We start from the raw sequence: 21,909 nt of genomic DNA, 5'->3' as shown, positions 1-21,909 counted from the left end.
TGAGCGAATCTAAGATTTGCTCTCACGCTAACCGCGTGCCCGCCCCGGGGCAAGAGCTCCGGGACCCACCTCGCGCCCGTCGACGAAGTCGAGGAGGAGCGGCGCCGCCTGCCGCCAGGGATCGAACACGCTGCCCTTGCCGGCGAACGACGCCTCGACCGCGCGTTCCCAGGCGTCCTCGGGCCACGGCGGGTCGACCAGCACCGATCCCCTGATCAGCGCGTGCACCTCGAACGACGTGCGCTTGGGGTGGTCGAAGTCCTTCTCGCCGCCGCGGATGATCAGCGTGGGCACCGTGATGTCCGCGAACTGCCAGTCGGGCACCCCCGGGATCACCTCGTTCGGCTTCGGCACGTAGGCGTCCAGCCAGCGGTTCATCACCCGCTCGAACTCCTCGGCCCCGATCGCGAGCAGCCGGTCGCGGTTGCGCGGGTTCGCCTCCACGAGCTCGGCCCACGCGGGCAGCCGCAGCACGCCCTCGATGCCCGACATCCGCACCGCCCGCAGCTCGTTCAGGACGTAGACGCCGGCCAGGCTCATCGTGCTGAACGTCCCGCCCACGATCGACCAGACCGCGAGCCGGGTGACCAGCTCGGGGAACAGCAGCGTGAACAGGATCGTGTCGCGGGCCCCGCCGGAGCCGCCCGCGGCGACCACCGGGCCGACGCCCAGCTCCTCGACCAGCAGGCCGAGCGTCTCGGCGCGCATGTGGGACTCCGACGTCCCGAACAGCTGGACGTCGGAGGCGCCGCAGTTCGGACGGTCCCACAGCAGGACCCGCTTGCCTCCCGCCGCCAGGGCCCCGGCCAGCTCGGGCACGCCGCCGTGGTCCTTGCCGAAGCGACCGCCCGGAGTGAGGACCACCACCTCGCCGTCGTCCGGACCCACGAACTCGTAGACCACCCGACCGCCGTTGATCTCGATCTCCGCCACTGGTGACTCCTTCCATACCGGTGTCCCGGCGGGGCACGCCGGCAGGCTACCGGATTGAATATTTGCTCCGCTAGACCGTCTCCGGGACGGCGCTCGGCTTCGCCCCCGGCCCGGTTCGCGGGCATACTTTTCCCATGAGCTCACAGCGGGCGACCGCTCGGGGCGCCTCGGCCCCCATGCCGTCAAGCCGTACCGACGAGGTGCGGCTGGCGGCCGCCGCGCTCTTCGAGCGGCGCGGTTACGCGGCGACGACGATGACCCACATCGCCGATGCGAGCGGCGTCCTGCCCGGCAGCCTGTACCACCACTTCGGGTCCAAAGAGGAGATCGCCGTAGAGATCCTCAAGCGGTTCGACCAGGATCTCGGCTCGGTGAGCGCGCAGCTGGCGACCTCGGCGGCGGACCTGGCGCCCGAGGACCGGTTCCGCCATCTGATGCGGGAGGTGGCCTCCCTGAGCTTCCGGCACGGAGGCGCCGTCCACCTCAGGTACTTCGAACCACCCACGGTCGCGACCGAGCGGCTGCGCGAGGCCCAGCAGGTCCACGCTCCGGGCCTGGAGCGCATGTGGAAGACCACCGTCGACGACATCACCGGGGACGGCACCGGATCGGAGAACGCACGGCTGCTGCGCTTCGCTCTCAAGAACCTCACCCTGGACGCCGCGGCCTACTTCCAGGGCCACCCCGATCCCGCCGCGGTCGCCGACGACGTGAGCGAGCTGCTCCTGCACGGCATCGTCGCGGACTGCCCGAGCGACGACGAACTCGATCGCAGCGAGGCGCTCAAGGCGGTCGAGGACGCGTTGTCCACGTGGCCGTCCCGCCCGGAGAAGTCGGTCGACGGCGATGTGCGCACCCGGATCATCGCCGCGGCCCGCACGGAGTTCGCACGCCACGGCTATGCCGCCACGACCATCCGCGACATCGCGGAGCGTGCGGGCGTCCGGATGGCGACCCTCTACCGGAGGGTCGAGTCCAAGGAGGCCATCCTGGCCGAGGTGGTCGACGCGTTCTCCACGAGCCTGGACAAGGCGTTCCGCGCGGCGCTGACCACGGGAGAGCCCGGAGCGGCCTCCCTCGACGCGTTGGCGAAGATGTTCGTGAACGCTCGCCGGCGCTTCCGGGAGGAGTCCGACATCCTGCAGATCGAACATGCTCCGGACTCCGACCTCGCCCCGCTGAGCCGATACGCCCGGCAGACGCAGGACCGCCTGCGGCTGCTCGAGAGCGTCCTGCAGCGAGGCATGGCCAAGGGAACGCTGCGCTCCTTCGCCGCGCCGCAGGCCATCGCGGACCCGATCCGCTGCGTGTTCTGGCTCGCCTACCAGGACTCCGGACGGACGAGCGAGGCCCGCACGCACGCGTTCCTGCGCCGCACCATGCTCCGCGGCTACATGACGCCGAACTCCTGACGCCGTCCATGGCCCGGCCGGGCCGGCACCGGTGACGCGGGCCGGAGCCGTCCGGGTCCGTCAATCCGGAGCCGCCACGATCCGGACCTCGCAGTTCAGCGCCGCTTCCAGCGCGGTGTGGAGGCGGCTCTCGGGCACCCGGCGGCCGGCGTCCCGCGGGATCGCGACCGTGACGACCTCCTCGTCGTCCTCGACCGTTCTCACGACCTCGCCCGACAGGCCGAAGCGGCGCAGGACCCCGAGGGCGTCGTCGTCGGTCCCCCGGCTGACGTAGGTGATGACGCCGAGCTCGGGCTCGACGCCGAACGCCGCGCGGCACTCGTCCAGGTACGGGCCCGTCCGCAGCTCGCCGCCGCCGTCCTCGACGATCAGCTCGATCTCCCGCCGCCGCTCGGGAAGGCGCCCGGCGGGACCGGCGATCACCTCCAGCCCGGAGTACTCCAGCGCCCTGAGCCCGGCCTCGTAGGCGCCGGCGGCCAACCGCCCATCGGGGTCGATCATGATACGAACCACTGCTGTCGCCACGCGTCCACGGTATCCGCGTCGGCACTGTTGGAGCAAATAATTGCTCCGCTAGGGTGTGCGCCATGCTCACCGAGGCACGCACCCGGGGCCTGGCGCTGCTCGGACCGGCGTTCGTGGCGGCCGTCGCGTACGTCGACCCGGGGAACGTCGCCACGAACGTCACGGCAGGCGCGAACCACGGATACACGCTCGTCTGGGTCGTCCTGCTGGCCAACGCCATGGCGATCCTGGTGCAGTACCTCTCGGCGAAGCTGGGCATCGTCACCGGGCGCTCCCTCGCCGGACATCTGGGGCACCGCCTCCCCCGGCGGATGCGGATCGCCTACTGGCTGCAGGCCGAGGCGATCGCGATGGCGACCGACCTGGCCGAGGTCGTCGGCGGCGCCATCGCGCTCGCCCTGCTCTTCGACATCCCGCTCGTCCTCGGCGCGATCCTCACGGTCTCCGTGTCGCTGGCGATCCTCAAGGTCGGGGACGCGCGCGGGCAACGGGCCCTGGAGCGGCTGGTCATGTGCTTCCTGGCCCTCATCGCCGTCGGCTTCCTCGCGGGCCTCGTGGTCGACCCCCCGTCCGCGGGCGGGCTCGCCGGCGGACTGGTCCCGACCTTCGCCGGCGCCGACAGCGTGCTCCTGGCCTCCGGCATCATCGGCGCGACGGTGATGCCGCACGTCATCTACCTGCACTCCAGCCTGACCACGGCACGCCTCGGCGATCGAGGCGGGCTGCCGGTCACCGCGCTCCTGAGGGCGACCCGGGTGGACGTCGTATCGGCGCTCTTGCTGGCCGGCCTGCTCAACCTGTCCCTCCTGGTGGTGGCTGCGACGAGCCTGCACGGACTGCCCGGCACCGGCACCCTGACCGGCGTTCACGACGTGGTGGCGTCCGAACTCGGTACCGGAGTCGCCCTCGTCTTCGCGGTCGCGCTGCTCTCCTCGGGTTTCGCGTCCACCTCGGTCGGCAGCGCCGCGGGGGCGGAGGTGATGAAAAGCCTGCTGAGGTTCGATGTGCCCACCGTCGTCCGGCGGGTCGTCACCGTGATCCCGGCACTCCTCATCCTCGGGACGGGCACGGATCCCACGGCGACCCTCGTGGTCTCCCAGGTGGTGCTGTCCCTCGGCATCCCGTTCGCGCTGATCCCCCTCGTCGTCCTCACCGCACGCCGTGACGTAATGGGCGAGCACGCGAACAGGCGCCCGACCACCGTCGCCGCCTCCGCCATCGCGGCGGTCGTCATCGGCCTCAACGGCGTCCTGATCTACCTCGTCGTCACCGGCCACTGAGGGCCGGCCCGCCGTCGGCACCGCCCCGGCGAGCCGCTCACTTCGATGAACCCTAGTGACATCCGACCTACACTTCGATAGATTTAGAACTAAATCAGTCACTCGAACGCCGGCCGGTGGACGGGTCGACACGGTCCACGGCCGGCGGAGATCCGGCCGCGAGCCCGACCTCAGAGATGAGAGGTGGATGCAATGCCCACGCGTGAACTGCCGTATCCGGTGTTCGATGCGGACAACCACCTGTACGAGCCGGAGGAGGCGCTGACCAGGTACCTGCCCAAGGAGTACCAGGGCGCCATCCAGTACGTGCAGATCCGCGGGCGGACGAAGATCGCGGTCCGCGGCCAGATCAGCGAGTACATCCCGAACCCGACGTTCGAGGTCGTGGCCCGGCCGGGCGCGCAGGAGGAGTACTTCCGCCACGGCAACCCGGAGGGCAAGTCGTATCGGGAGATCGTCGGCAAGCCGATGCGGTCGATCCCCGCGTTCCGCGAGCCCGGCCCGCGCCTGGAACTGATGGACGAGCAGGGCGTCCAGCGCACCCTGATGTTCCCGACGCTGGCGAGCCTGCTCGAAGAGCGGATGCGCGACGACCCCGAACTGACCCACGTGGTCGTCCACGCGCTGAACCAGTGGATGGACGAGGTCTGGTCCTTCAACTACCAGGACCGCATCTTCCCCACCCCGGTGATCACCCTCCCGATCGTCGAGAAGGCCGTCGAGGAACTGGAGTGGTGCCTGGAGCGCGGCGCGCGGGCCGTCCTGATCCGTCCGGCCCCGGTGCACGGATTCCGCGGCCCCCGGTCGTTCGCGCTGGAGGAGTTCGACCCGTTCTGGAAGCTGGCGCAGGACAGCGGCGTGCTGGTGGCCTTCCACTCGTCCGACAGCGGGTACGAGCGGTACGCCGGCGAATGGGAGGGGATGCAGCGCGAGTTCCTGCCGTTCAAGCCGCAGCCCTTCCGCCAGATCGGGCAATGGCGGGCGATCGAGGACACGGTCGCCTCGATGATCTGCCACGGCTGCCTGTCGCGGTTCCCGGACCTCAAGATCGCCACCATCGAGACCGGCTCCGCCTGGGTCCGGCCGCTGCTGGAGAAGCTGACCGACGCCTACAAGAAGATGCCGCAGGGCTTCCAGGACGACCCGGTCGAGCAAATGCGCCGGCTCATCCACGTCAGCCCCTTCATCGAGGACGACATGTCCGCGCTCGCCGACCTGCTCGGCATCGACCGCGTGCTGTTCGGCTCGGACTACCCCCACCCCGAAGGCAAGGCCGACCCGGTGACCTACGTCGACGACCTGACGGCCCTCAGCGACTCGGCCAAGGCCAAGATCATGGGCGGCAACCTCTCCCGGCTGATCCCCGCCTGACACCGACCATGCCCCCGGGCCTGCCGCCCGCTCGCCGCGCGGCAGGCCCGAGCGCACGTCACCACGAATTTCGTCCGCTGACCAGCGGCGCTACGGCCGTAGGCAGTTGAGCACCAGGTCTGCGATCCGCTGGTCTTCGTTGCGGTAGCGCTGCGCCGCGAGCGCGGCCACCACGACGGCCTGGACGTCGTCGGCGTCCACATCGTCTCTGACCACGCCGGCCTGCTGGGCCTTGCGCAACAGTGCGGCGAACACCTGCCTCAACTCGCCGGCCGCCCGCTGGGCCTCGGGCCCGGGCTCCACGCCGGCGGCCGCGAACGCCTCGGTCAGGTCCTGCTTGTTGTGCGCACGCGCGACCAGGCCGGTCAGGAACGCGAAGAAGTCCGCGCCCCCGGTATCGCTGTTCAGCGCCCGCTCCGTCTCCTCCCGCAGCTCATCGAGATGCGCGGCGACGATGGCCTCGTACAACTCCTTCTTGGTCGGGAAGTGGCGGTGGACCGTCCCCGGCCCCACGCCCGCGCGCCGTGCGATCTCGTCCAGGGACACGCTCACGCCCTCGGCGGCGAACGCCTCTCGCGCCGCCTCCAGGATCCGCTCCCTGTTCCGCCGCGCGTCGGCTCGCAGCGGCCGGGCACTGCCCACGATTCCTCCCGTGCTGGGCGATTGATAAGCGGGGCGATCGCCCCGTATAGTCGCCATCAACCGGGGCAATTGCCCCGCTTACTCTACCGAAGGGTCGCCCCGTGCCGAACCCCACGCCCCGCGAGATCGCCGAACGCCTCGTCCGGCTCACCGCCCCCGGACCCAACGGCGACCTGGCCGACCTGTTCGCCGAGGACGCCGTCCTGGATTTCCCCTTCTCCCCGCCCGGCGCCCCACAGCACGCGCAGGGACGGGAGATGTTCCGCGCCCACCTGCTCGGTGCCGTCGGCCTGCAACGCCACGAATCCACCAGCAACGTCCACATCCGCGAAACCGAAGAGCCCGGCACCGTCGTCATCGAATACCGCCTGCACGGCTCCGTCGTCCCTACCGGCAAGCAATTCGCGTTCGACATCATCACGGTCGCCCATGTGCACGACGGGCTGATCTCCTGGTTGCGCACCTACTCCAATCCCCTGGACGGCGCCATCGCCTTCGACGCCGTCCCCGACCTCGTCAAGGCCCTGACAACCCAGCGAACCTGAGCGCCCACTGGTAGCGGCCCCTCTACTCACGCACGTCCAAAGGTCGCCATCAGCAGCTTCACGGCCGGCGGTCCTGAATGATTCGCCGACTCCTCGGCCAGGCCCACGCCGCAGGACGCGCCCCTGCGTACTCATTGCAGCGCGACCAGGGGATCACTGGACGGCCGTGACGATCACTTCGACGGCGCGGCCGTCGGGGTCGTGCAGTACGTGCCGTCCTGGCTCGAGCGTCGGTGCCGCCCGGGTGGTGAAGCCCAGGCGCAGCCTGCCGGTCGGCCCGCGTGCGCCGGCCGGGTACAGCTCGAACACCATGCCGTCGTCGAGGACGGCGGCGTAGTGAGCCGGGCCGGAGTCATGCTGTTCCGGGTGCAGGTGCAGTCCGAGCCCGGCGTAGAACGCGCGGCACTCCTCGAGCCGGGTGGTGTAGATAACGGTCAAAGTGCTGCGCATGAGTTCCTTCCGGATGCGGGGCCGTCTCGAGGTATTGCATCTACCACGCGCCGCGGCGATTCCTGCCTTTCCGGCCCAGCTCGTCGGGCGGGCGCGATGATCTCGGGAGGTCGTGGATGGATCGGCTGTACGAACGTTCCAGCAGGCGGCGCGAGACCGGGTCCCTCGATGCACGAGTGCGGGACGCGATCACCGCGCACGCCGAGGCGCACCAGCTCGGCGACGTGCTGAGCGCGGCGCGGTGGTGCTGCGAGACGCGCAGCGTACGGCTGAAGCGACCGGGCCCGCTGGCACGGGTGACAAAATCGGGCGACCCGGACAGAGAGCATGCCACGGTCGCCCTGATCCTGCCCCGCTACCTGGTCGTGGCCGGCGAGCAGCGCGGCGTCCACGTCAGGTCGATCCGCCTCGAGGACCTGAGCGTCGGCCGGGGCCTGGCCTCGAACATCGACACCGGGGTCAGCGCGACCGGGCTGCGGACGGGCACGACGGAGCCCGCCTGGTTCTACATCGGCCTGGGCGACAACACGGACGGCAAGGCGTTCCTCGACACGCTCCGCGGCGCGATCACCGAGGTCAAACCCGCCTGACCCCAACTGGGGGACCAAGAACGACCTGACCGGATCCCCGCCGGGGCGATGCGCCGCGACAACCGCGCCATGCTGCGGAAGCTGCCGCGGACCGTCCACAACAGCGTCGGACCGAACGGGGCGTACCGCGAGACATCCGGCGGCTCCGGCGTCTGGCACCGGATGGGGACGGGCTCATTCAGGCAGGCGCAGAGCCCGACGCCCTGGTGACTGCGACTCTCCACTGGCCCATTTTTCGCCGGCGCGGCTGCCGACGGTGCGGCGCCCGGAGTCACCAGCCGGGGTAGGGGCTTGTCATGGTGTCGAAGTAGCCCTCGGGCGCCTCTTCCAGGTACTCGAGGATGTTGTCCAGGAACTCGCGCAGCGGCGGGTACTCGTTGTGCCGGTCCAGGTCCTCCTGCGATCGCCAGACCTCGTACAGGAAGAAGCGGCCGTCCGGCTGCTCGTGCAGGTGGTACTCCAGGTTGCCGTCCTCCTTCCGGGTCGGCTCCACCAGGGACGACAGCAGGGCGGCGCAAGGGCATGAAGTGGGTCACATGAGGATCGGGGAACTGGCGCGGCGGACGGGCGTCTCCGTCCGGCTGCTGCGTTACTACGAGCAGCAGGGGCTGCTGTCCGCCGAGCGCACCGGCGGCGGCCACCGTGAGTACCCGGCCGACGCCCCGGCCGCCGTCGCCCGCATCCGCGCGCTGCTCGCCGCCAGGCTGCCCACCCGGACCATCCGCGACCTCATGCCCTGCTTCGTCGGGGACGGCACCGAGTTGCAGTCCTGCGTCTTCGACCACCTCAAGACGCGCATGGCGGAGCTGGACGACCGCATCGCAGAACTGAGCGGGTCTCGCACCGCGCTCGGCGAACTGTTCGACGCCTCCGTCCTGCGCAGTGCGGACGACCCCGTCCTGACGTCCTAAGGATCGGACGGTGATCGAGTGCGGGCACCGGCCGGGTTCACCGATTGGCGGCTAGCACTGCCGCGAGGCCTTCTTGTAGGTCTTTGACGAAGTACTCGGGAACCTCCAGCGATGGGAAGTGGCCTCCGACTTCGGGCGAGCTCCATCGGACGATCTGTCGGTACCGCTCCTGCGCCCAGGGGCGCGGATACTTCTCGATGTCGCGGGGATACATACTGATTGCCGACGGGACGTCGACCCGTAGTTCCGGGTCGAGCGAGTTGTGGCTTTCGTAGTAAATGCGAGCCGCCGATGCGCCGGTTCGCGTCAGCCAATAGAGGGTGACGTCGTCAAGAATTCTGTCTCTGGAAATGGTTTCGAACGGGCTGTCTTCGGTATCTGACCACTCGGCGAACTTGTCGAGGATCCAGGCGAGGAGCCCGACCGGTGAGTCGACGAGCGAGTAGCCGATGGTCTGCGGGCGGGTCGCCTGCTGCTTCGCGTACGCCGCGCGGTGGCGCCAGAAGTCGCGGGTCTCCTCGGTCCATCTGCGCTCGGCCGCCGTCAGCCCGTCCGTTGTCAGCCCGGGCGGCGCCTCCGCGAACGTTGTGTGGATGCCGAGAACGTGCGCCGGGAACCTGCCGCCGAGGACCGTGGTGATATTGCCTCCCCAGTCGCCGCCGTGGGCTGCGAACTTGCTGTAGCCGAGCCTTCCCATCAGTTCCACCCAAGCGGCCGCGATCTTTTCGGTTCCCCACCCGGTGGTGGCCGGCTTGTCGCTGTAACCAAAGCCGGGTAGCGATGGAACCACGACGTGGAACGCCGGCGCGTCTGCATCTTTCGGATCTGCCAGTTCGTCTACCACATCGACGAACTCGGCAATGCTGCCCGGCCAGCCGTGCGTCAAGATCAGAGGAGTGGCATCCGCGCGCGCGGAACGGCGATGCAGGAAGTGGATTCCCAGACCATCGAGGGTCGTGCGGAACTGGCCGATCCGGTTGAGGCGGTCTTCGAACGAACGCCAGTCGTACCCGGTGCGCCAGTAGTTCACGACATCGACGAGGTCGGCGAGAGGAACGCCCTGTTCCCATCGGCGAGGGCCGGGCGCGGCGCGATGGACCGTCTCGGCCTCCGGTAGCCGCGCCGCGGCCAGTCGCGCGCGCAGATCGTCGAGGTCGGCGTCGGTCGTGTGGGCTTCGAATGCTTGCACGTCGCTGGTCGGACGGGGCATGAGACCTCCTGGCCATCGCGGAACCGGCCACGAACTACCGAGAACCGGCTAAGACGGTTCTAACACGTCGTCGTGTCCGCCTGCAACCGGCTAAGGTGGTTCCATGCGCGCTGTGTTCCCTGACTTTCGCCTCGGCAACGTGCTGGCGACCAGCTTCACGGCGACTCTGACGGAGCGTCGCGGCGACGCCGTGGAGCGCATCCCCACACCGCAGCGACTCGTCGACTGGCTGGCAGTGAACGGCCTGGCCGTGGACTCCTGCACCACCACCCAGCTCGCCCTCGCTCGGGAACTGAGGGAGTCGATTCACGCCGCCGCGACAGCGGCCGCGATCCAGGACGCTCTCCCGGCACCTGCCGTCCAAGTCATCAATGACTGCAGCGCTGAGGGACGGGCCGCAGCCATCCTGACGCCCGAAGGTAAGCGGCAATGGCGACTCAGCTCGGCTTCCTGTGTGGAAGACGCCCTCAGCGTGATCGCCGCCGACGCGATCAGCATCATCGCAGGCGAACGAGACGGAAAATTGGCCTTGTGCGCATCACCAACGTGCCAAGCCGCCTTCTTCGACACCAGCCAGAGTCGCACCCGCAAATGGTGTGACATGAACACGTGCGGGAATCGCCAGAAGAAGGCGCGCTTCAATGCCAAACAGCACACAAACCCCGGATCAGTGGAGTGATCGTTTACCTCGGTACATCCAAGTGGGCCCACGCCTGCGACACACGGCGGCGGACGCGGGTGCGGACGGCGTGGTCGAGGGTCACGAGGCCGAAGCCCGCGGCGTAGATGGCGACGTTGACCAGGCCGTACGACCACGGGACGGAGCCGCGGTCCTTCGGGAAGGCGGAGTAGTCGCCGCCCGACCACTCCCCGACCAGTTCCGTGTCCTGGAATGAGAACACGAAGGAGTGCACCGCGATGTAGGCGATGTAGGCGGTCGCGCGGCTCCGGACGAAGAATCCGAGCGGGAATGCAACGACCAGGGTGACGATGAGTTCCATCTCCGGTTCCTTTCGGCGGACCTCGATGCGCGTCGGACCTACGTGCTCGCACTGATGATGGGCCGTTTCCAGTAAGGGATGATGACCCCGTGGCGGCGATTTGGCGGGTGCGTGCGGGCGTCGCGCTGCCCGGCCTGGTCTTCGCCGGAGCCTGTGTGGCCTTCGGGGCGCGGGGCGTGTCGCCTGCGGACTGGGCGGTGACGGTGGCGCTGCTGGGCGTCCCCGTCGCGACGGGGTACCTGCTGCGGCTGCGGGCGCCCGGCACCCCGGTGGGTGCGGCCCTGAGTTGGGTCGGCGCGGCGCCGGCCGCGGTCTTCGCGGTCGAGGACTGGGGCGAGACGGTCACGGCGCCGCACCCGTGGCCGGACGCCGAGATCCTCTACACGCTCAAGCTGGGCGCATGGGTGTGGAATCCCGCCGGCTTCGCCGCGCTGCGTCTGGTGTTCCCGGACGGTCTGCTCCCGAGGCGCGGCTGGCGGATCGCCGCCGGAGCCGTCGCGGCAGGCATATGGCTCAACCTGACGATGTCGTTCGTCCAGCCGGCGGACGAGGTGGATCGCCTACATGAGCCGCACGGCCCCGACCTGAGCGCAGGCGGCAGGGCGTCGCGGGTGGCTTCTGCCGGATACGGTTCGTCCTTGACGATCAACACACGCGGGCCCTCCAGGCTACGAGCCGGTGTATATCGTCGGCGTATCGAAAACCACATACGTGACGGCAACACCACGTTGGTTTGACTGGCAGCATGATTCGGACGCCACCATCAGCACGAACGGCGAGCTGCCGGACTCGTCGGCTCCTTGTCGGGGGGATGGTCGTCATGGCAGCGATCACCGCAGCCCTCGGCCTCGCCACCCTCGAAGGCTCTTCGCGGTGAGCACCGTGGTGCGCTCGGCGAGGCTGACGGTGCCGTCCCCCACGGTGGTCTGACGGGTTTCAGGCTGTGGCCGATCTGGATCCATACCGCTGGGCAGCAACGCATGCCGCGCGCCGGATCAGCCGTGTGCACGCCGGCCCCACCGAGGACCCGAGGATGCAGCAGTGACCGGTAGCGATGGAGGACAGGCGATGGCGCAGGTGGACACTGCGGAGATCGAAGAGGACGGCGCCGGCCGTCCGGACGCTGACGCCGGGGGTTGGCGCGCGGGCATCCGCCGGGCGGTCCGCAGCGGCTCGCGGCCGGAACCCTGGAGGCGCGGCCCGGTGCTCGCGGCGCTGGCGCTGCTGCTCGGTCTGTTCATGCTGCTGCACACGGAGATCCCGAACCGGATCGGGCACCTCGGCAGCCTGGTGGAGTCCCTCCTGCCGTGGTTCGGCGTGTTCATCCCCGTCCTGCTGATCGTGGCGCTGTGGCGTCGCTCCGCCTCCGCGGTGACCGCGCTGCTGCTGCCGGTCGTGGTGTGGCTGAGCCTCTTCGGCGGGCTGCTCAGCGACAAGTCCCACCCGGGCGGCGACTTCACCGTGGTCAGCCACAACGTCGGCGCCGACAACCCCGACCCGGCCGGCACCGCCCGCAAGCTGGCCGCCTCCGGGGCGGACGTGCTGGCGCTGGAGGAGCTGACCGAGCAGGCCCGGGGCACGTACGAGAAGGAGCTGGCGAAGGCGTACCCGTACCACACGGTGGGGGGCACGGTCGGGCTGTGGAGCAGGCTGCCGCTGTCGGACACTCGGCCGGTCGAAATCGAGACGGACTACGGGCCGCTGGCGGCGACCAGGCCGGCCGAGGTCAGGCTGGCCTACTCCCGGGCGCTGCGTACCACGGTGACCACGGCTCAGGGGCCGCTTGCGGTGTACGTGGCCCACCTGGGTTCCGTACGCGTGAATCCCAGGGCCGGCTTCTGGACGGTCTCGCGGGACAGGAACGCGCAGGCGCTCGGCAAGGCCATCGCCGCCGAGCAGAACAAGCGGGTGGTGCTGCTCGGCGACATGAACGGCACCACGGACGACCGCGCTTTCGCCGGCATCACCTCGCGGCTGCGCTCGGCCCAGGAGACGGCCGGTGACGGCTTCGGCTTCACCTGGCCGGCGAAGTTCCCGCTGGTCCGGATCGACCAGATCCTGGTCCGCGGCGTGAAGCCGAGGAGCTCTTGGGTGCTGCCGAGCACCGGCAGCGACCACCGGCCGGTGGCGGCGAGAATCAGCTGGTGATGACCGGGGCCCGCGCCGGCCTCCTGCACCGACCGGAGGCCGGCCAGGTCGCCCTGAAGGCGGCCGCCACCGTGTTGCGTGAGGTCGACATACCCGTCGTGCCGCAGCGTGGCCCGCTACTGGACGCCTCGGATTCCGGAAGGATGCGGGGGGACGAGACGGTGCTGTTCGGAGGGCGGGCGTGATGGACGAGTTCGATGTCGTGGTGCTGGGCGCAGGGCCGACCGGGGAGAACCTGGCGGACCGGGCGCACGCCGGCGGGCTCAGCGTGGCCGTCGTGGAGAGCGAGCTGGTCGGCGGCGAATGCTCGTACTGGGCGTGCATGCCCAGCAAGGCGCTGCTGCGTCCGGCCGCCGCGCTGGCGGAGGCGCGGCGCCTGCCCGGTGCCCGCGAGGCGGCCGGCGGACGGCTGGACGCGGCGGCCGTGCTCGCCCGTCGGGACGAGTTCACCTCGCACTGGAAGGACGACGGCCAGGTCGACTGGCTGAAGGCGGCCGGGCTCGTGCTGGTGCGCGGCCACGGGCGGCTGGACGGGGCCAAGCGCGTCGTGGTGCAGACCCCGGACGGCGAGCGGAGGGTGCTGACGGCCCGTCACGCCGTCGCGGTGTGCACGGGCACCCGCGCGGCGCTGCCCGAACTGCCGGGGCTGGACGAGGTCCGCCCGTGGACCAGCCGTGAGGCGACCGCGTCGGCGCAGGTGCCGCCGCGACTCGCCGTCGTCGGCGGCGGCGTGGTGGCCTGCGAGATGGCCACGGCCTGGCGGGCGCTGGGCAGCGAGGTCGTGCAGCTGGTGCGCGGATCGCGCCTGCTGCCGCGGATGGAGCCGTTCGCGGGAGAGGCGGTGGCCGAAGGGCTGCGCGCGGCCGGCGTCGACCTGCGCTTCGGCGCGTCCGTCACCGGTGTCCGGCGCGACGGACCGGTGACGCTCACCTTGGACGGGGGCGACACGGTGACCGCGGACGAGGTGCTGTTCGCCACCGGACGGGTGCCCGCCACGGCCGACCTCGGGCTGGAGACGGTCGGGCTGGCCGCGGGCCGGCCGATCGAGGTCGACTCCACCGGCCTGGCGGCCGGGGTGTCCGGCGGGTGGCTCTACGCGGCCGGGGACGTCAACGGACGGGCGCTGCTGACCCACCAGGGCAAGTACCAGGGACGGATCTTCGGCGGGGTGATCGCCGACCGCGCCGCCGGACGGCCGCTCGACACCGCCGACTGGGGACGCAGCGTGGCGACCGCGGACGAGCGGGCGGTCCCGCAGGTCGTCTTCACCGACCCCGAGGCGGCGGCCGTCGGACTCACTCTGGAGCAGGCGGCCCGCGAGGGGCACCGGGTCCGGGCGGTCGACTACGACCTCGGCAACGTCGCCGGAGCCTCCCTGCACGCCGACGGCTACCAGGGCCACGCCCGCGCGGTGGTCGACCTGGACCGCGAGACGCTCCTCGGCGTCACCTTCGTCGGGGCCGGCGTGGCGGAACTGCTCCACTCGGCCACGATCGCCGTCACCGCCGAGGTCCCCGTCTCCCGCCTGTGGCACGCCGTCCCCTCCTATCCCACCATCAGCGAGGTCTGGCTCCGCCTCCTGGAGACCTACCGCGGCTGAGGGCGCCCGGGGTGGCGATATTGCTCCGGTATAGGGCGGGGCGAAAAGATTGCGCCTGTTCGCTTTGATCCCGCTTCGAGGACGAGGTTGCCGGTGCGCATCAGGAACGATCGGCGTCCGGCGTGGTGACGGCGGAGCCGGCGGTGCGGCTCACGTCGCTGCGCAAGGCCTTCGGCGGCGCGGACCGCAGGGTGACGGCGCTGGACGGGGTGTCGCTGGAGTTCGAGGCGGGCACGTTCACCGCGATCATGGGGCCGTCCGGGTCCGGGAAGTCGACGCTGCTGCAGTGCGCGGCGGGCCTCGACCGGGTGGACGACGGGCAGGTCGTGATCGGCGGGACCACGCTCAACGGGATGCGCGAGAAGGCGCTCACCGAGTTCCGGCGCCGCCGCGTCGGGTTCGTCTTCCAGTCGTTCAACCTCATGCCCTCGCTGACGGCCCGGCAGAACGTCGAGCTGCCGCTGCTGCTCGGCGGCGCCCGGCCCGACCCCGCCGGTGCGCTCGAGGTGCTCGGACGCGTCGGGCTGGCAGAGCGCGCGGAGCACCGGCCGAGCGAGCTGTCGGGCGGCCAGCAGCAGCGGGTCGCGATCGCCCGGGCCCTGGTCACCCGCCCCGACGTGCTGTTCGCCGACGAGCCGACCGGCGCGCTGGACTCGCGGACGTCGCGCGAGCTGCTGGAGATGCTGGCCGGGCTGGCCGGCGGGCAGGGGCAGACGATCATCATGGTCACGCACGACCCGGTGGCGGCGGCGTACGCCGGGCGGGTGGTCTTCCTGGCCGACGGCCGGGTGGTGGACGGGATGGACGCGCCGACGTCGGCGTCGGTGGCCGCGCGGATGGCGCGCCTGGAGGCGGCGTCTTGCTGAGGCTCGCGCTCGCGACGCTGCGCACCCGGTGGGTGAGCTTCCTCGGGGCGTTCGTGGCGCTCGTCCTCGGATCGGGCGTCATCGCGACGATGGCCCTGACGATGGCGGCCACCCTCGGCACGCCCTTTCCCGGGCCGCAGCGGTTCGCCGACGCGCCCGTGGTGGTGCTGCCCCACGACGGCGTGCGCTTCGCCGGCGACGACCCCGGTGAGGAGCATGTCCTCGACCGGCCCGCGGGCGTGTCCCCGGATCTGGTCGCGAAGATCGCCGCGACGGGCCGGGCGGTCGCCGACCGCACGTTCCCGGTGGGCATGCCGGGCGGGCCGTCCGACCAGGTCGGGCACCCGTGGTCGGCCGCCGGGCTCACCCCGTACCGGCTCGTGGCGGGGCGTGCCCCGCAGGGGGCCGGTGAGGTGGTGGTCGGCGGCGGCGCGAAGGCGAGCGTGGGCCGCACCGTGCCGGTCACGACGCTGGACGGCGTGAGCCGCGCCACGATCGTCGGTGTTACCGGCAAGGTCTGGTTCGAGCACGCGGTGTTCTTCAGCGACGGCGAGGCCGCGCGGATCTCGCCGCGGGTCGACGCCGTCGCCGCGTACGGGCCGGCGGGCAGGGTGCGTGACGCGGTCGGCAAGGCGGCCCAGGTGCTGACCGGCGACGAGCGCGGCAGGGCCGATCCCGACACCAGCGGCGGCCGGGACGGGCTGCTGAACGCCCAGGGCATGGCGGGCACCGCCACCGCGATCGTGGTGTCGGTCGCGATCTTCCTGGTCGTGGTCACCTTCGCCTTCGTCGTCGACCAGCGGCGCCGCGAGCTGGCGCTGCTGCGGACCGTGGGCGCCACCCCGGACCAGGTCCGCAAGCTCGTGCTGGCCGAGGCGGCGCTCGTCGGCGTCGCCGCGTCGGTCACCGGATGCGTGCTCGGGACCCTGGCGGTCCCCGCGCTGGCGGACTGGATGGCCGGCCAGGGCGTGGCGCCGGAGTGGTTCAGCATCGGTGTGAACCCGGTGGCGTTGGTCATCGCCTTCCTGCTCGGGCTGGCCTCCGCGGTGGCCGGGGCGGCGGCGGTGTCGCTGCGCGCCGGACGGGTCCGGCCCACCGAGGCGCTGCGCGAGGCGGCGGTGGACCGTGGCGGGATGACCGTGGTGCGCTGGCTGCTGGGCCTGGCGCTGCTGGCCGGCGGGGTCGCCACCAGCTGGGTCATCACCACGCGGTATCCGATCTACGCCGGGAACCTGCGCAAGTACGCGGCGGTGCCGCTGCTGCTCGTCGGCGGGTTCGCGCTGTTCGCCCCCGTGGTCATGGGCCCGATCACGCGGCTGGCCACCCGGCCGATGGCCCGGCTGGGCGCGGGCGCGATGGTCGTCCGGGAGAACCTGCTCGGCGCGAGGCGGCGCACGGCGGCCACGGTCACGCCGGTCGTGGTCGCGATCGGGCTGTCGGCGTCGGTGCTGAGCGCGCAGGCCTCCGCCGACGACGCCAGGGTGGCCGAGGCGCGGCAGCAGACCCGCGCGCAGTACGTCGTCGTGCCCACCGGGATCGGGGAGCTCAACCGGCGGACCGCCGACGCGGTCCGGGCCGTGCCGGGCATCGACGTCGCCACGATGACGCCGACCCGGGCCTACCTGTCGACGCCGCAGGGCCGGTTCGTCGACACGCTGTCGCTCGACGCGGTGGAACCCGCGGCGATGGCGTCGATGGAGCGGCTCCGCCTGGACGGCGGCTCGGTGACCGGGCTCGGCGACGACTTCCTGGTCCTCAACAGGCGGCTGGCCAGGAGCGACGACCTGGACGTCGGGTCCCGGATGCGGGTGACCCTCCCCGACGGCGGCACGGCCGCCGTGCGGATCGCGGCGGTGACCAAGGACGGCATCGGAGGCGACACCGGCTTCCTGTCGGCGGCGCACGCCGCGGGCGGCCTGCCGTCCAGGATCGAGGTGCGGGCGCGGCCGGGCACCGACCCCGCCGCCGTGGTCAAGGGTCTGCGGGACGCGACGCGCGGGCAGCCCGCCGCGGTCGTCCCGGTCAGCGCCCTGAAGGGTGCGGTCGACGCGCAGCAGCGGCAGCACCGGTCGGCCGCGTACTCGATCCTGGCCATCGCGCTGGTCTACTCGTGCGTCGCGATCGCCAACGTGCTCATGATGGCGGCGGCCGGGCGTCGCCGCGAGATCGCCGCGCTGCACATGGCCGGGGCCACCCGGGTCCAGACGCTGCGGTTCATCGCCGCCGAATCGCTCATGGTGGTGCTGATCGGCCTGGTCCTGTCGGCCGCCGCGGCCGCCGCGGTGCTGGCCGGCCAGTGGGCCGCGCTCGACACGCTGGTCGGCGGCACGGACCTGCACGTCCCCTGGCAGGCCATCATCGAGATCACCGGCCTGTGCGCGGCCATCGCGGTGGCGGCGGCGGTGCTGCCGGCCTGGCAGGCGCTGCGCGGCCGGGTGGTCGAACTGGCCGGGCTGCGCGACTGACTCGGGCCCGGCCGCGGGCGTGCGGTCACAGCCGGTCGCGGGCCCGCCGTACGGCCGGGCTGGCGATCGCCAGCAGCGCCACGGCGGTCATCGCGCCGCCGAGCTCCAGCAGCGTCGGGGCGGCGCCCTGCGCGCCGAGCATCAGCCCGGCGCCGAGCATGCCGAGCGCCGTGGTGCCCGAGCCGACCAGGCCCATGACGCCGCCGACCCGGCCCTGCATGGCGTCGGGCGTGGTCCGCACCTGGTAGACGCCGCCCGCGACGTTCAGCACCCCCGCGACGAACGAGACGCCGGCGAAGACCGGCCCGAGCCAGAGCGGCCCGGGTGCGAACGCGGCGGCGGGGATCAGCGCCGCCCACGCCGCGTTCCCGCCGATGACGATCGCGCGGACGCTCAGCCGGCGCAGCCACCAGGTGCCACTGAGCGCGCCCAGCACGCCGCCCAGCCCGCGTCCGGCCACGATGAGCGAGACCATGGCGGGCGATCCGCCCTGCTCGTGGACCGCGACGAGCAGCGCCAGGCCCAGCCCCTGCAGCAGCAGGTTGCCCGCCGCCACGATGCCGAGCACGGCGCGCAGCAGGCGCTGCCGCCACACCCAGGCGACGGCCTCGCCGATCGCGCCCGCGACCGTGGACGGCCGCCCCGCCGGCTCCGACCTCAGGTCCCGGCGGATGAGCAGCAGCCCGGCCACCGACCCGAGATGGGCGAGAGTGGTGAAGCCGAACGGCGCCCAGTGGGCGAGCCCGAACAGCAGTCCGCCGCCCGGCTGGCCGAGCAGCCCCGCCGTCTGCCCGCGCGCCTCGTTCTGCGACAGCGCGGCCGCGAGCTGCCGCGACGGCACCAGCGCGCGCACCCCGGCCCGTTCGGCGAGCCGGTAGACGATCCCGAACGCGCTCTCGGCGAACGCGGCGACCAGCAGGAAGGGCAGCCACAGCCGTCCGGAGGCGACGGTCGCCGCGACGCCCGCCGTGGCGAGGACCGCGCCGGCGTTGCAGAGGATCATCAGCCGCCGCCGGTCCCAGCGGTCGACCAGGGCCCCGGCGGGCAGCTGCACGACCAGGTAGGGCAGCTGGGCGACGAAGCCGAGCAGGCCCGCCGTGCGCGCCGACCCGGTGCTCCACAGCACCAGCAGCGGATAGGCGATGGTGTTGACCCGCGTTCCCAGCAGGGACAGGCCCGCCCCGCTCCACAGGAGCAGGAAGTCGCGGTTGCGGCGCAGCGGCGGGTGCGGTTCGCCGGCCAGGGCCGCCGCCCCGGCGTCTCCGGCCCCGGCCGCCGGACGCGGCGCCTCACCCACCGAACGCGGCCAGGATGATCCGCTGGGCTACCGGCGGCACCCGCAGGCGGCCCCGGACGGTGGGCGCGACCATGTAGACCAGCCGGCGCACCGGTTCCCGGGTGCCGGGGGCGACGGTCGCCGCGATCCCGCCGAGATGCCCGTGGACGATGCCCGCCATCCCCCACACGGTGTCGCCGCCGGGGACGACGACACTGTCCAGCCCGGCCCCGCAGAACGCCTCGCCGCCGCCGAGATAGGGGACGCGCGGCACCCGGAACATCTGCCGGAGCTCCTTCTCCGGGATCACCTCCCCGACCAGCAGCGCGGTCAGGAAGCGGTCCAGATCGTCGACCGTGGAGAGCATCTCGCCGGCCGCGCCGTGGATCGACGGGCTGTGCTCGGTGACGTCGATCCCCTCGTCGGTCCCGCGCAGGCACGGCTCCGGCAGGGCCGGGTCGGCGCCGGGCAGGAAGGTGCGCCGCAGCCCCAGCGGGCGCAGGATCCGCGACCGGATCTCGGCGGCGTAGGGATTGCCGGTGACCTGCTCGATGAGCATCCCGGCGAGGACGTAGCCGGCCCGGGTGATCTGCTGGGCGGTGCCGGGTTCGAACGCCGGCGGGAGCCGGACCGCCCTGGCGACCAGCTGCTCCGGAGTGAAGGTGTCGAACCGGTGCCGCAGGAACCAGCCGGTGTCGTTGTACCGGACGTCGCTCTCGTCGGCCAGCCCTGCGGTGTGGTCGAGCAGCTGCCGCACGGTCGCCGGCGCGCGCAGCACGCCCGGCAGATGGGCCGCGACCGGCTCGTCCGGATCGATCAGGCCCTCCGCGGCCAGGCCCAGCACGGTCGCCGCGACGAAGGTCTTGGTCACCCCGCCGATCCGGAACACCAGGTCCGGTCCGACGGGCCGTCCCGTGGCGGGGTCGGCCGCGCCGGAGCCGCGCTCGGTGGTCCCGTCCGGGCCGGTGACCCGGGCGAGGACCGCGGCCGCCTCGCCGTCGGGGCGGTCGCCGACGGCCGCCGCCAGGTCCGTGGCGCTCATCGGCCGGCCGCCTCCACCGGCTCGTCCCGCGCGTCCGCCCACAGGGCCGCCATCTCCCCGCCGCCGAGCCCTCCTCCGGTCCGCCGGATCGCGTCCGCGAGGAACGCGTGCACCCGCTTGCCCGACTCGCCGTTGGTCAGGACGACGAAGCCCTCGCCGCCGCGGAGCCCGGTGAAGGTCATCAGCCGGTAGCCGACGGTCCGGCCGCCGTGACCGTACTCCAGGTCCGGGCCGGTGTCGTCGAGGACCGTCCCGAGGCCGTAGAAGCTGCCGGGGTGCCGCACGGTCAGCATCTCCTCGGCGAGCCGGCGCGGGAGCAGGGCCGGGGTCTCGCCGAGGTGGCAGCGCCGGATCTCCAGCGCCAGCTTCGCCAGGTCCAGCGCCGTCGACCACAGGCCGCCCGCCGCCACCTCGTTGCGGATCCGCCAGCGCCCCGGGATCGGCACGCCGTGCTCGTCGTGGCCCACCGCGACCGGGACGGCCGGGTTCGCGGGGTGGGACTGGTCGAAGGTGCTGTCGTTCATGCCGAGCGGGTCCAGGACGAGCCGCCGCATGAGCGCGCCGAACGGCTCGCCCGTGACGTCGCGGAGCAGCTGCTCGACCACCGAGTAGTTGATGTTGGTCTTCCGGAAGACCTCGCCGGCCCGGTGCTCGGCGCGCACCGGCTCGTTGGGCGCGGGCGGGCGGCCGTTGAGCACGTCGAGCACGGTCGGCATCGCGGTGCCGGGCAGGTAGTTCTTCGGCGGCACGTGGCTGAGGCCCGCCCGATGGCTGAGAAGCTCGCGCAGCGGGATGCCGTCGGTCCCCGGCACCTGCCACGAGGTCAGGTAGGCGTTGACGTCCTCGTCCAGGTCCAGGACGCCGTCGGCGACCAGCCGCAGGACGCCCAGCGCGGTGACGTGCTTGCTGATCGAGGCCACCTGGAAGGGGGTGCGGGGCGTGACCGGGTCGGTCCGGTCGGCGGCCACGACCCCGTAGCCGCGGACCGACACGACGTCCCCGCCGCGCAGCAGCGCCACGCTCACCCCGGGGACCCCGCACCGGGCCATCTCCGCAACCGGTGACGGCAGCGCCGCGGCGTCCCGCGCCGCCGCCTCCTCGGGCGCGTCCCCCGGCTCGCGCACCGCCGCCGGTCTCCTCGGGACCGCCCCCGCCGTCTCCACGGATGGGGCCGCCGTCTCGCCCGCCGTCTCGTCCGTCGTCATGTCCGCGCCTCCCGTCAGTGCGTCGACGGCCCCGGCGAGCTCGGCGAGGCTGTCGTACTCGTACAGCATCCGGAGGGTCAGCGGCACGCCGGCGCGGTGCGCCGCCCCGATGACCCGGATGATCGTCAGCGAGTCGCCGCCGAGCTCGAAGAAGCCGCGGTCCCGGCCGATCGGGCCGGTGCGCAGCAGCCGGGACCAGATCCCGGCGAGCAGCCGCTCGGTCGGTGTCCGCGGCGCCTCTCCCCCGGCCGCGCCCGCGTCGTGGACGGCGTCCGCGCCGGCGGGCGGCGCGGGAAGGGCCCGCCGGTCGAGCTTGCCGTTGGCCGTCAGCGGCAGCCGGTCCAGCGCGACGAACGCCCCGGGCATCATCGAGGCGGGCAGCCGCGCCGCGAGCCCGCCCGCCAGCTCGCGGGCGGCGGGCCGTCCGGACCCGCCGG

The 21,909-nt window shown here is 72.2% G+C and carries 23 protein-coding genes; 13 read left to right on the top strand and 10 right to left on the bottom strand.

The genetic code is table 11. The features are described from left to right. Positions 1-27: 27 nt before the first annotated feature. Positions 28-933 (bottom strand): alpha/beta fold hydrolase, encoded by a 906-nt coding sequence (locus tag ABD296_RS02855; protein ID WP_344261043.1) that lies wholly within the window; start codon positions 931-933, stop codon positions 28-30. Between the two features lie 134 nt (positions 934-1,067). Between ABD296_RS02855 and ABD296_RS02850 the strand changes: the two genes are divergently transcribed. Further along, entirely contained in the window at positions 1,068-2,345 is a 1,278-nt protein-coding gene (locus ABD296_RS02850; RefSeq protein WP_344261041.1) for a TetR/AcrR family transcriptional regulator, read from the top strand. 60 nt (positions 2,346-2,405) lie between these two features. Here ABD296_RS02850 and ABD296_RS02845 read toward each other — a convergent pair whose 3' ends face one another. Further along, positions 2,406-2,846: a hypothetical protein gene (locus ABD296_RS02845; protein ID WP_344261039.1), complete on the bottom strand. Its 441-nt coding sequence runs from the start codon at positions 2,844-2,846 to the stop codon at positions 2,406-2,408. Between the two features lie 86 nt (positions 2,847-2,932). Between ABD296_RS02845 and ABD296_RS02840 the strand changes: the two genes are divergently transcribed. Further along, a complete protein-coding gene (locus ABD296_RS02840; RefSeq protein WP_344261037.1) occupies positions 2,933-4,150 on the top strand; it encodes an Nramp family divalent metal transporter in 1,218 nt (405 codons plus the stop codon). Positions 4,151-4,342: 192 nt separating this feature from the next. Next, positions 4,343-5,521 (top strand): amidohydrolase family protein, encoded by a 1,179-nt coding sequence (locus ABD296_RS02835; protein WP_344261035.1) that lies wholly within the window; start codon positions 4,343-4,345, stop codon positions 5,519-5,521. A 90-nt stretch (positions 5,522-5,611) separates the two neighbouring features. Here ABD296_RS02835 and ABD296_RS02830 read toward each other — a convergent pair whose 3' ends face one another. Beyond that, entirely contained in the window at positions 5,612-6,163 is a 552-nt protein-coding gene (locus ABD296_RS02830) for a TetR/AcrR family transcriptional regulator (protein WP_344261033.1), read from the bottom strand. Positions 6,164-6,264: 101 nt separating this feature from the next. On the opposite strand from ABD296_RS02830, the gene ABD296_RS02825 reads away from it, so the two are divergent. Next, on the top strand, positions 6,265-6,708 hold the full coding sequence (locus ABD296_RS02825) for a nuclear transport factor 2 family protein (protein ID WP_344261032.1): 444 nt from the start codon (positions 6,265-6,267) through the stop codon (positions 6,706-6,708). 153 nt (positions 6,709-6,861) lie between these two features. On the opposite strand, the gene ABD296_RS02820 is transcribed toward ABD296_RS02825, so the two are convergent. Further along, a complete protein-coding gene (locus tag ABD296_RS02820; protein WP_344261030.1) occupies positions 6,862-7,158 on the bottom strand; it encodes a VOC family protein in 297 nt (98 codons plus the stop codon). Between the two features lie 116 nt (positions 7,159-7,274). Here ABD296_RS02820 and ABD296_RS02815 point away from each other — a divergent pair, with 116 nt between their 5' ends. Beyond that, the gene (locus ABD296_RS02815; RefSeq protein ID WP_344261027.1) at positions 7,275-7,748 is read left to right on the top strand and encodes a hypothetical protein; all 474 of its coding nucleotides are present in this window, start codon (positions 7,275-7,277) and stop codon (positions 7,746-7,748) included. A 271-nt stretch (positions 7,749-8,019) separates the two neighbouring features. On the opposite strand, the gene ABD296_RS02810 is transcribed toward ABD296_RS02815, so the two are convergent. Further along, positions 8,020-8,253: a putative quinol monooxygenase gene (locus ABD296_RS02810; RefSeq protein ID WP_344261403.1), complete on the bottom strand. Its 234-nt coding sequence runs from the start codon at positions 8,251-8,253 to the stop codon at positions 8,020-8,022. 31 nt (positions 8,254-8,284) lie between these two features. Here ABD296_RS02810 and ABD296_RS02805 point away from each other — a divergent pair, with 31 nt between their 5' ends. Beyond that, the gene (locus tag ABD296_RS02805; RefSeq protein WP_344261025.1) at positions 8,285-8,659 is read left to right on the top strand and encodes a MerR family transcriptional regulator; all 375 of its coding nucleotides are present in this window, start codon (positions 8,285-8,287) and stop codon (positions 8,657-8,659) included. Between the two features lie 37 nt (positions 8,660-8,696). Here the strand turns inward: ABD296_RS02805 and ABD296_RS02800 are convergent, their stop codons facing one another. Continuing rightward, the gene (locus tag ABD296_RS02800) at positions 8,697-9,869 is read right to left on the bottom strand and encodes an epoxide hydrolase family protein (protein WP_344261023.1); all 1,173 of its coding nucleotides are present in this window, start codon (positions 9,867-9,869) and stop codon (positions 8,697-8,699) included. Between the two features lie 103 nt (positions 9,870-9,972). On the opposite strand from ABD296_RS02800, the gene ABD296_RS02795 reads away from it, so the two are divergent. Further along, positions 9,973-10,548, top strand: coding sequence for a CGNR zinc finger domain-containing protein (locus tag ABD296_RS02795; RefSeq protein ID WP_344261022.1), 576 nt, complete (start codon positions 9,973-9,975; stop codon positions 10,546-10,548). Between the two features lie 4 nt (positions 10,549-10,552). Here the strand turns inward: ABD296_RS02795 and ABD296_RS02790 are convergent, their stop codons facing one another. Then, positions 10,553-10,870: a hypothetical protein gene (locus ABD296_RS02790; protein ID WP_344261020.1), complete on the bottom strand. Its 318-nt coding sequence runs from the start codon at positions 10,868-10,870 to the stop codon at positions 10,553-10,555. An 89-nt stretch (positions 10,871-10,959) separates the two neighbouring features. Here ABD296_RS02790 and ABD296_RS02785 point away from each other — a divergent pair, with 89 nt between their 5' ends. The 6 genes from ABD296_RS02785 (at position 10,960) to ABD296_RS02760 (ending at position 17,949) form a co-directional block, all read left to right on the top strand. Beyond that, complete coding sequence (locus tag ABD296_RS02785; RefSeq protein WP_344261018.1) at positions 10,960-11,607, top strand: hypothetical protein; 648 nt, start codon at positions 10,960-10,962, stop codon at positions 11,605-11,607. A gap of 331 nt (positions 11,608-11,938) precedes the next feature. Beyond that, positions 11,939-13,018 carry an endonuclease/exonuclease/phosphatase family protein gene (locus tag ABD296_RS02780; protein WP_344261016.1) on the top strand — a complete coding sequence of 360 codons (1,080 nt, stop codon included), beginning with the start codon at positions 11,939-11,941 and terminating at the stop codon, positions 13,016-13,018. Next, the gene (locus ABD296_RS02775) at positions 13,015-13,203 is read left to right on the top strand and encodes a hypothetical protein (RefSeq protein ID WP_344261014.1); all 189 of its coding nucleotides are present in this window, start codon (positions 13,015-13,017) and stop codon (positions 13,201-13,203) included. The genes ABD296_RS02780 and ABD296_RS02775 overlap by 4 nt, the downstream gene beginning before the upstream one ends. Then, positions 13,203-14,618, top strand: coding sequence for a dihydrolipoyl dehydrogenase family protein (locus ABD296_RS02770; protein ID WP_344261012.1), 1,416 nt, complete (start codon positions 13,203-13,205; stop codon positions 14,616-14,618). Before ABD296_RS02775 ends, ABD296_RS02770 begins: the two co-directional genes overlap by 1 nt. Before the next feature lie 143 nt (positions 14,619-14,761). Beyond that, entirely contained in the window at positions 14,762-15,484 is a 723-nt protein-coding gene (locus ABD296_RS02765; RefSeq protein WP_344261010.1) for an ABC transporter ATP-binding protein, read from the top strand. Next, on the top strand, positions 15,478-17,949 hold the full coding sequence (locus ABD296_RS02760; protein WP_344261008.1) for an ABC transporter permease: 2,472 nt from the start codon (positions 15,478-15,480) through the stop codon (positions 17,947-17,949). The genes ABD296_RS02765 and ABD296_RS02760 overlap by 7 nt, the downstream gene beginning before the upstream one ends. Positions 17,950-17,974: 25 nt before the next feature. Here the strand turns inward: ABD296_RS02760 and ABD296_RS02755 are convergent, their stop codons facing one another. The 3 genes from ABD296_RS02755 to ABD296_RS02745 all read right to left on the bottom strand — a co-directional run. Next, positions 17,975-19,246, bottom strand: coding sequence for an MFS transporter (locus ABD296_RS02755; RefSeq protein ID WP_344261006.1), 1,272 nt, complete (start codon positions 19,244-19,246; stop codon positions 17,975-17,977). Next, positions 19,239-20,267 carry a serine hydrolase domain-containing protein gene (locus ABD296_RS02750; protein WP_344261004.1) on the bottom strand — a complete coding sequence of 343 codons (1,029 nt, stop codon included), beginning with the start codon at positions 20,265-20,267 and terminating at the stop codon, positions 19,239-19,241. The genes ABD296_RS02755 and ABD296_RS02750 overlap by 8 nt, the downstream gene beginning before the upstream one ends. Then, a partial coding sequence (locus ABD296_RS02745; RefSeq protein ID WP_344261001.1) for a serine hydrolase domain-containing protein occupies positions 20,264-21,909 on the bottom strand: 1,646 nt, incomplete at its 5' end. The genes ABD296_RS02750 and ABD296_RS02745, both read right to left, overlap by 4 nt.

The organism is Actinomadura napierensis (genome assembly GCF_039529375.1).
Classification (GTDB): Bacteria; Actinomycetota; Actinomycetes; order Streptosporangiales; family Streptosporangiaceae; genus Spirillospora; species Spirillospora napierensis.
This window is presented reverse-complemented; position numbering and strand designations above follow the sequence as displayed.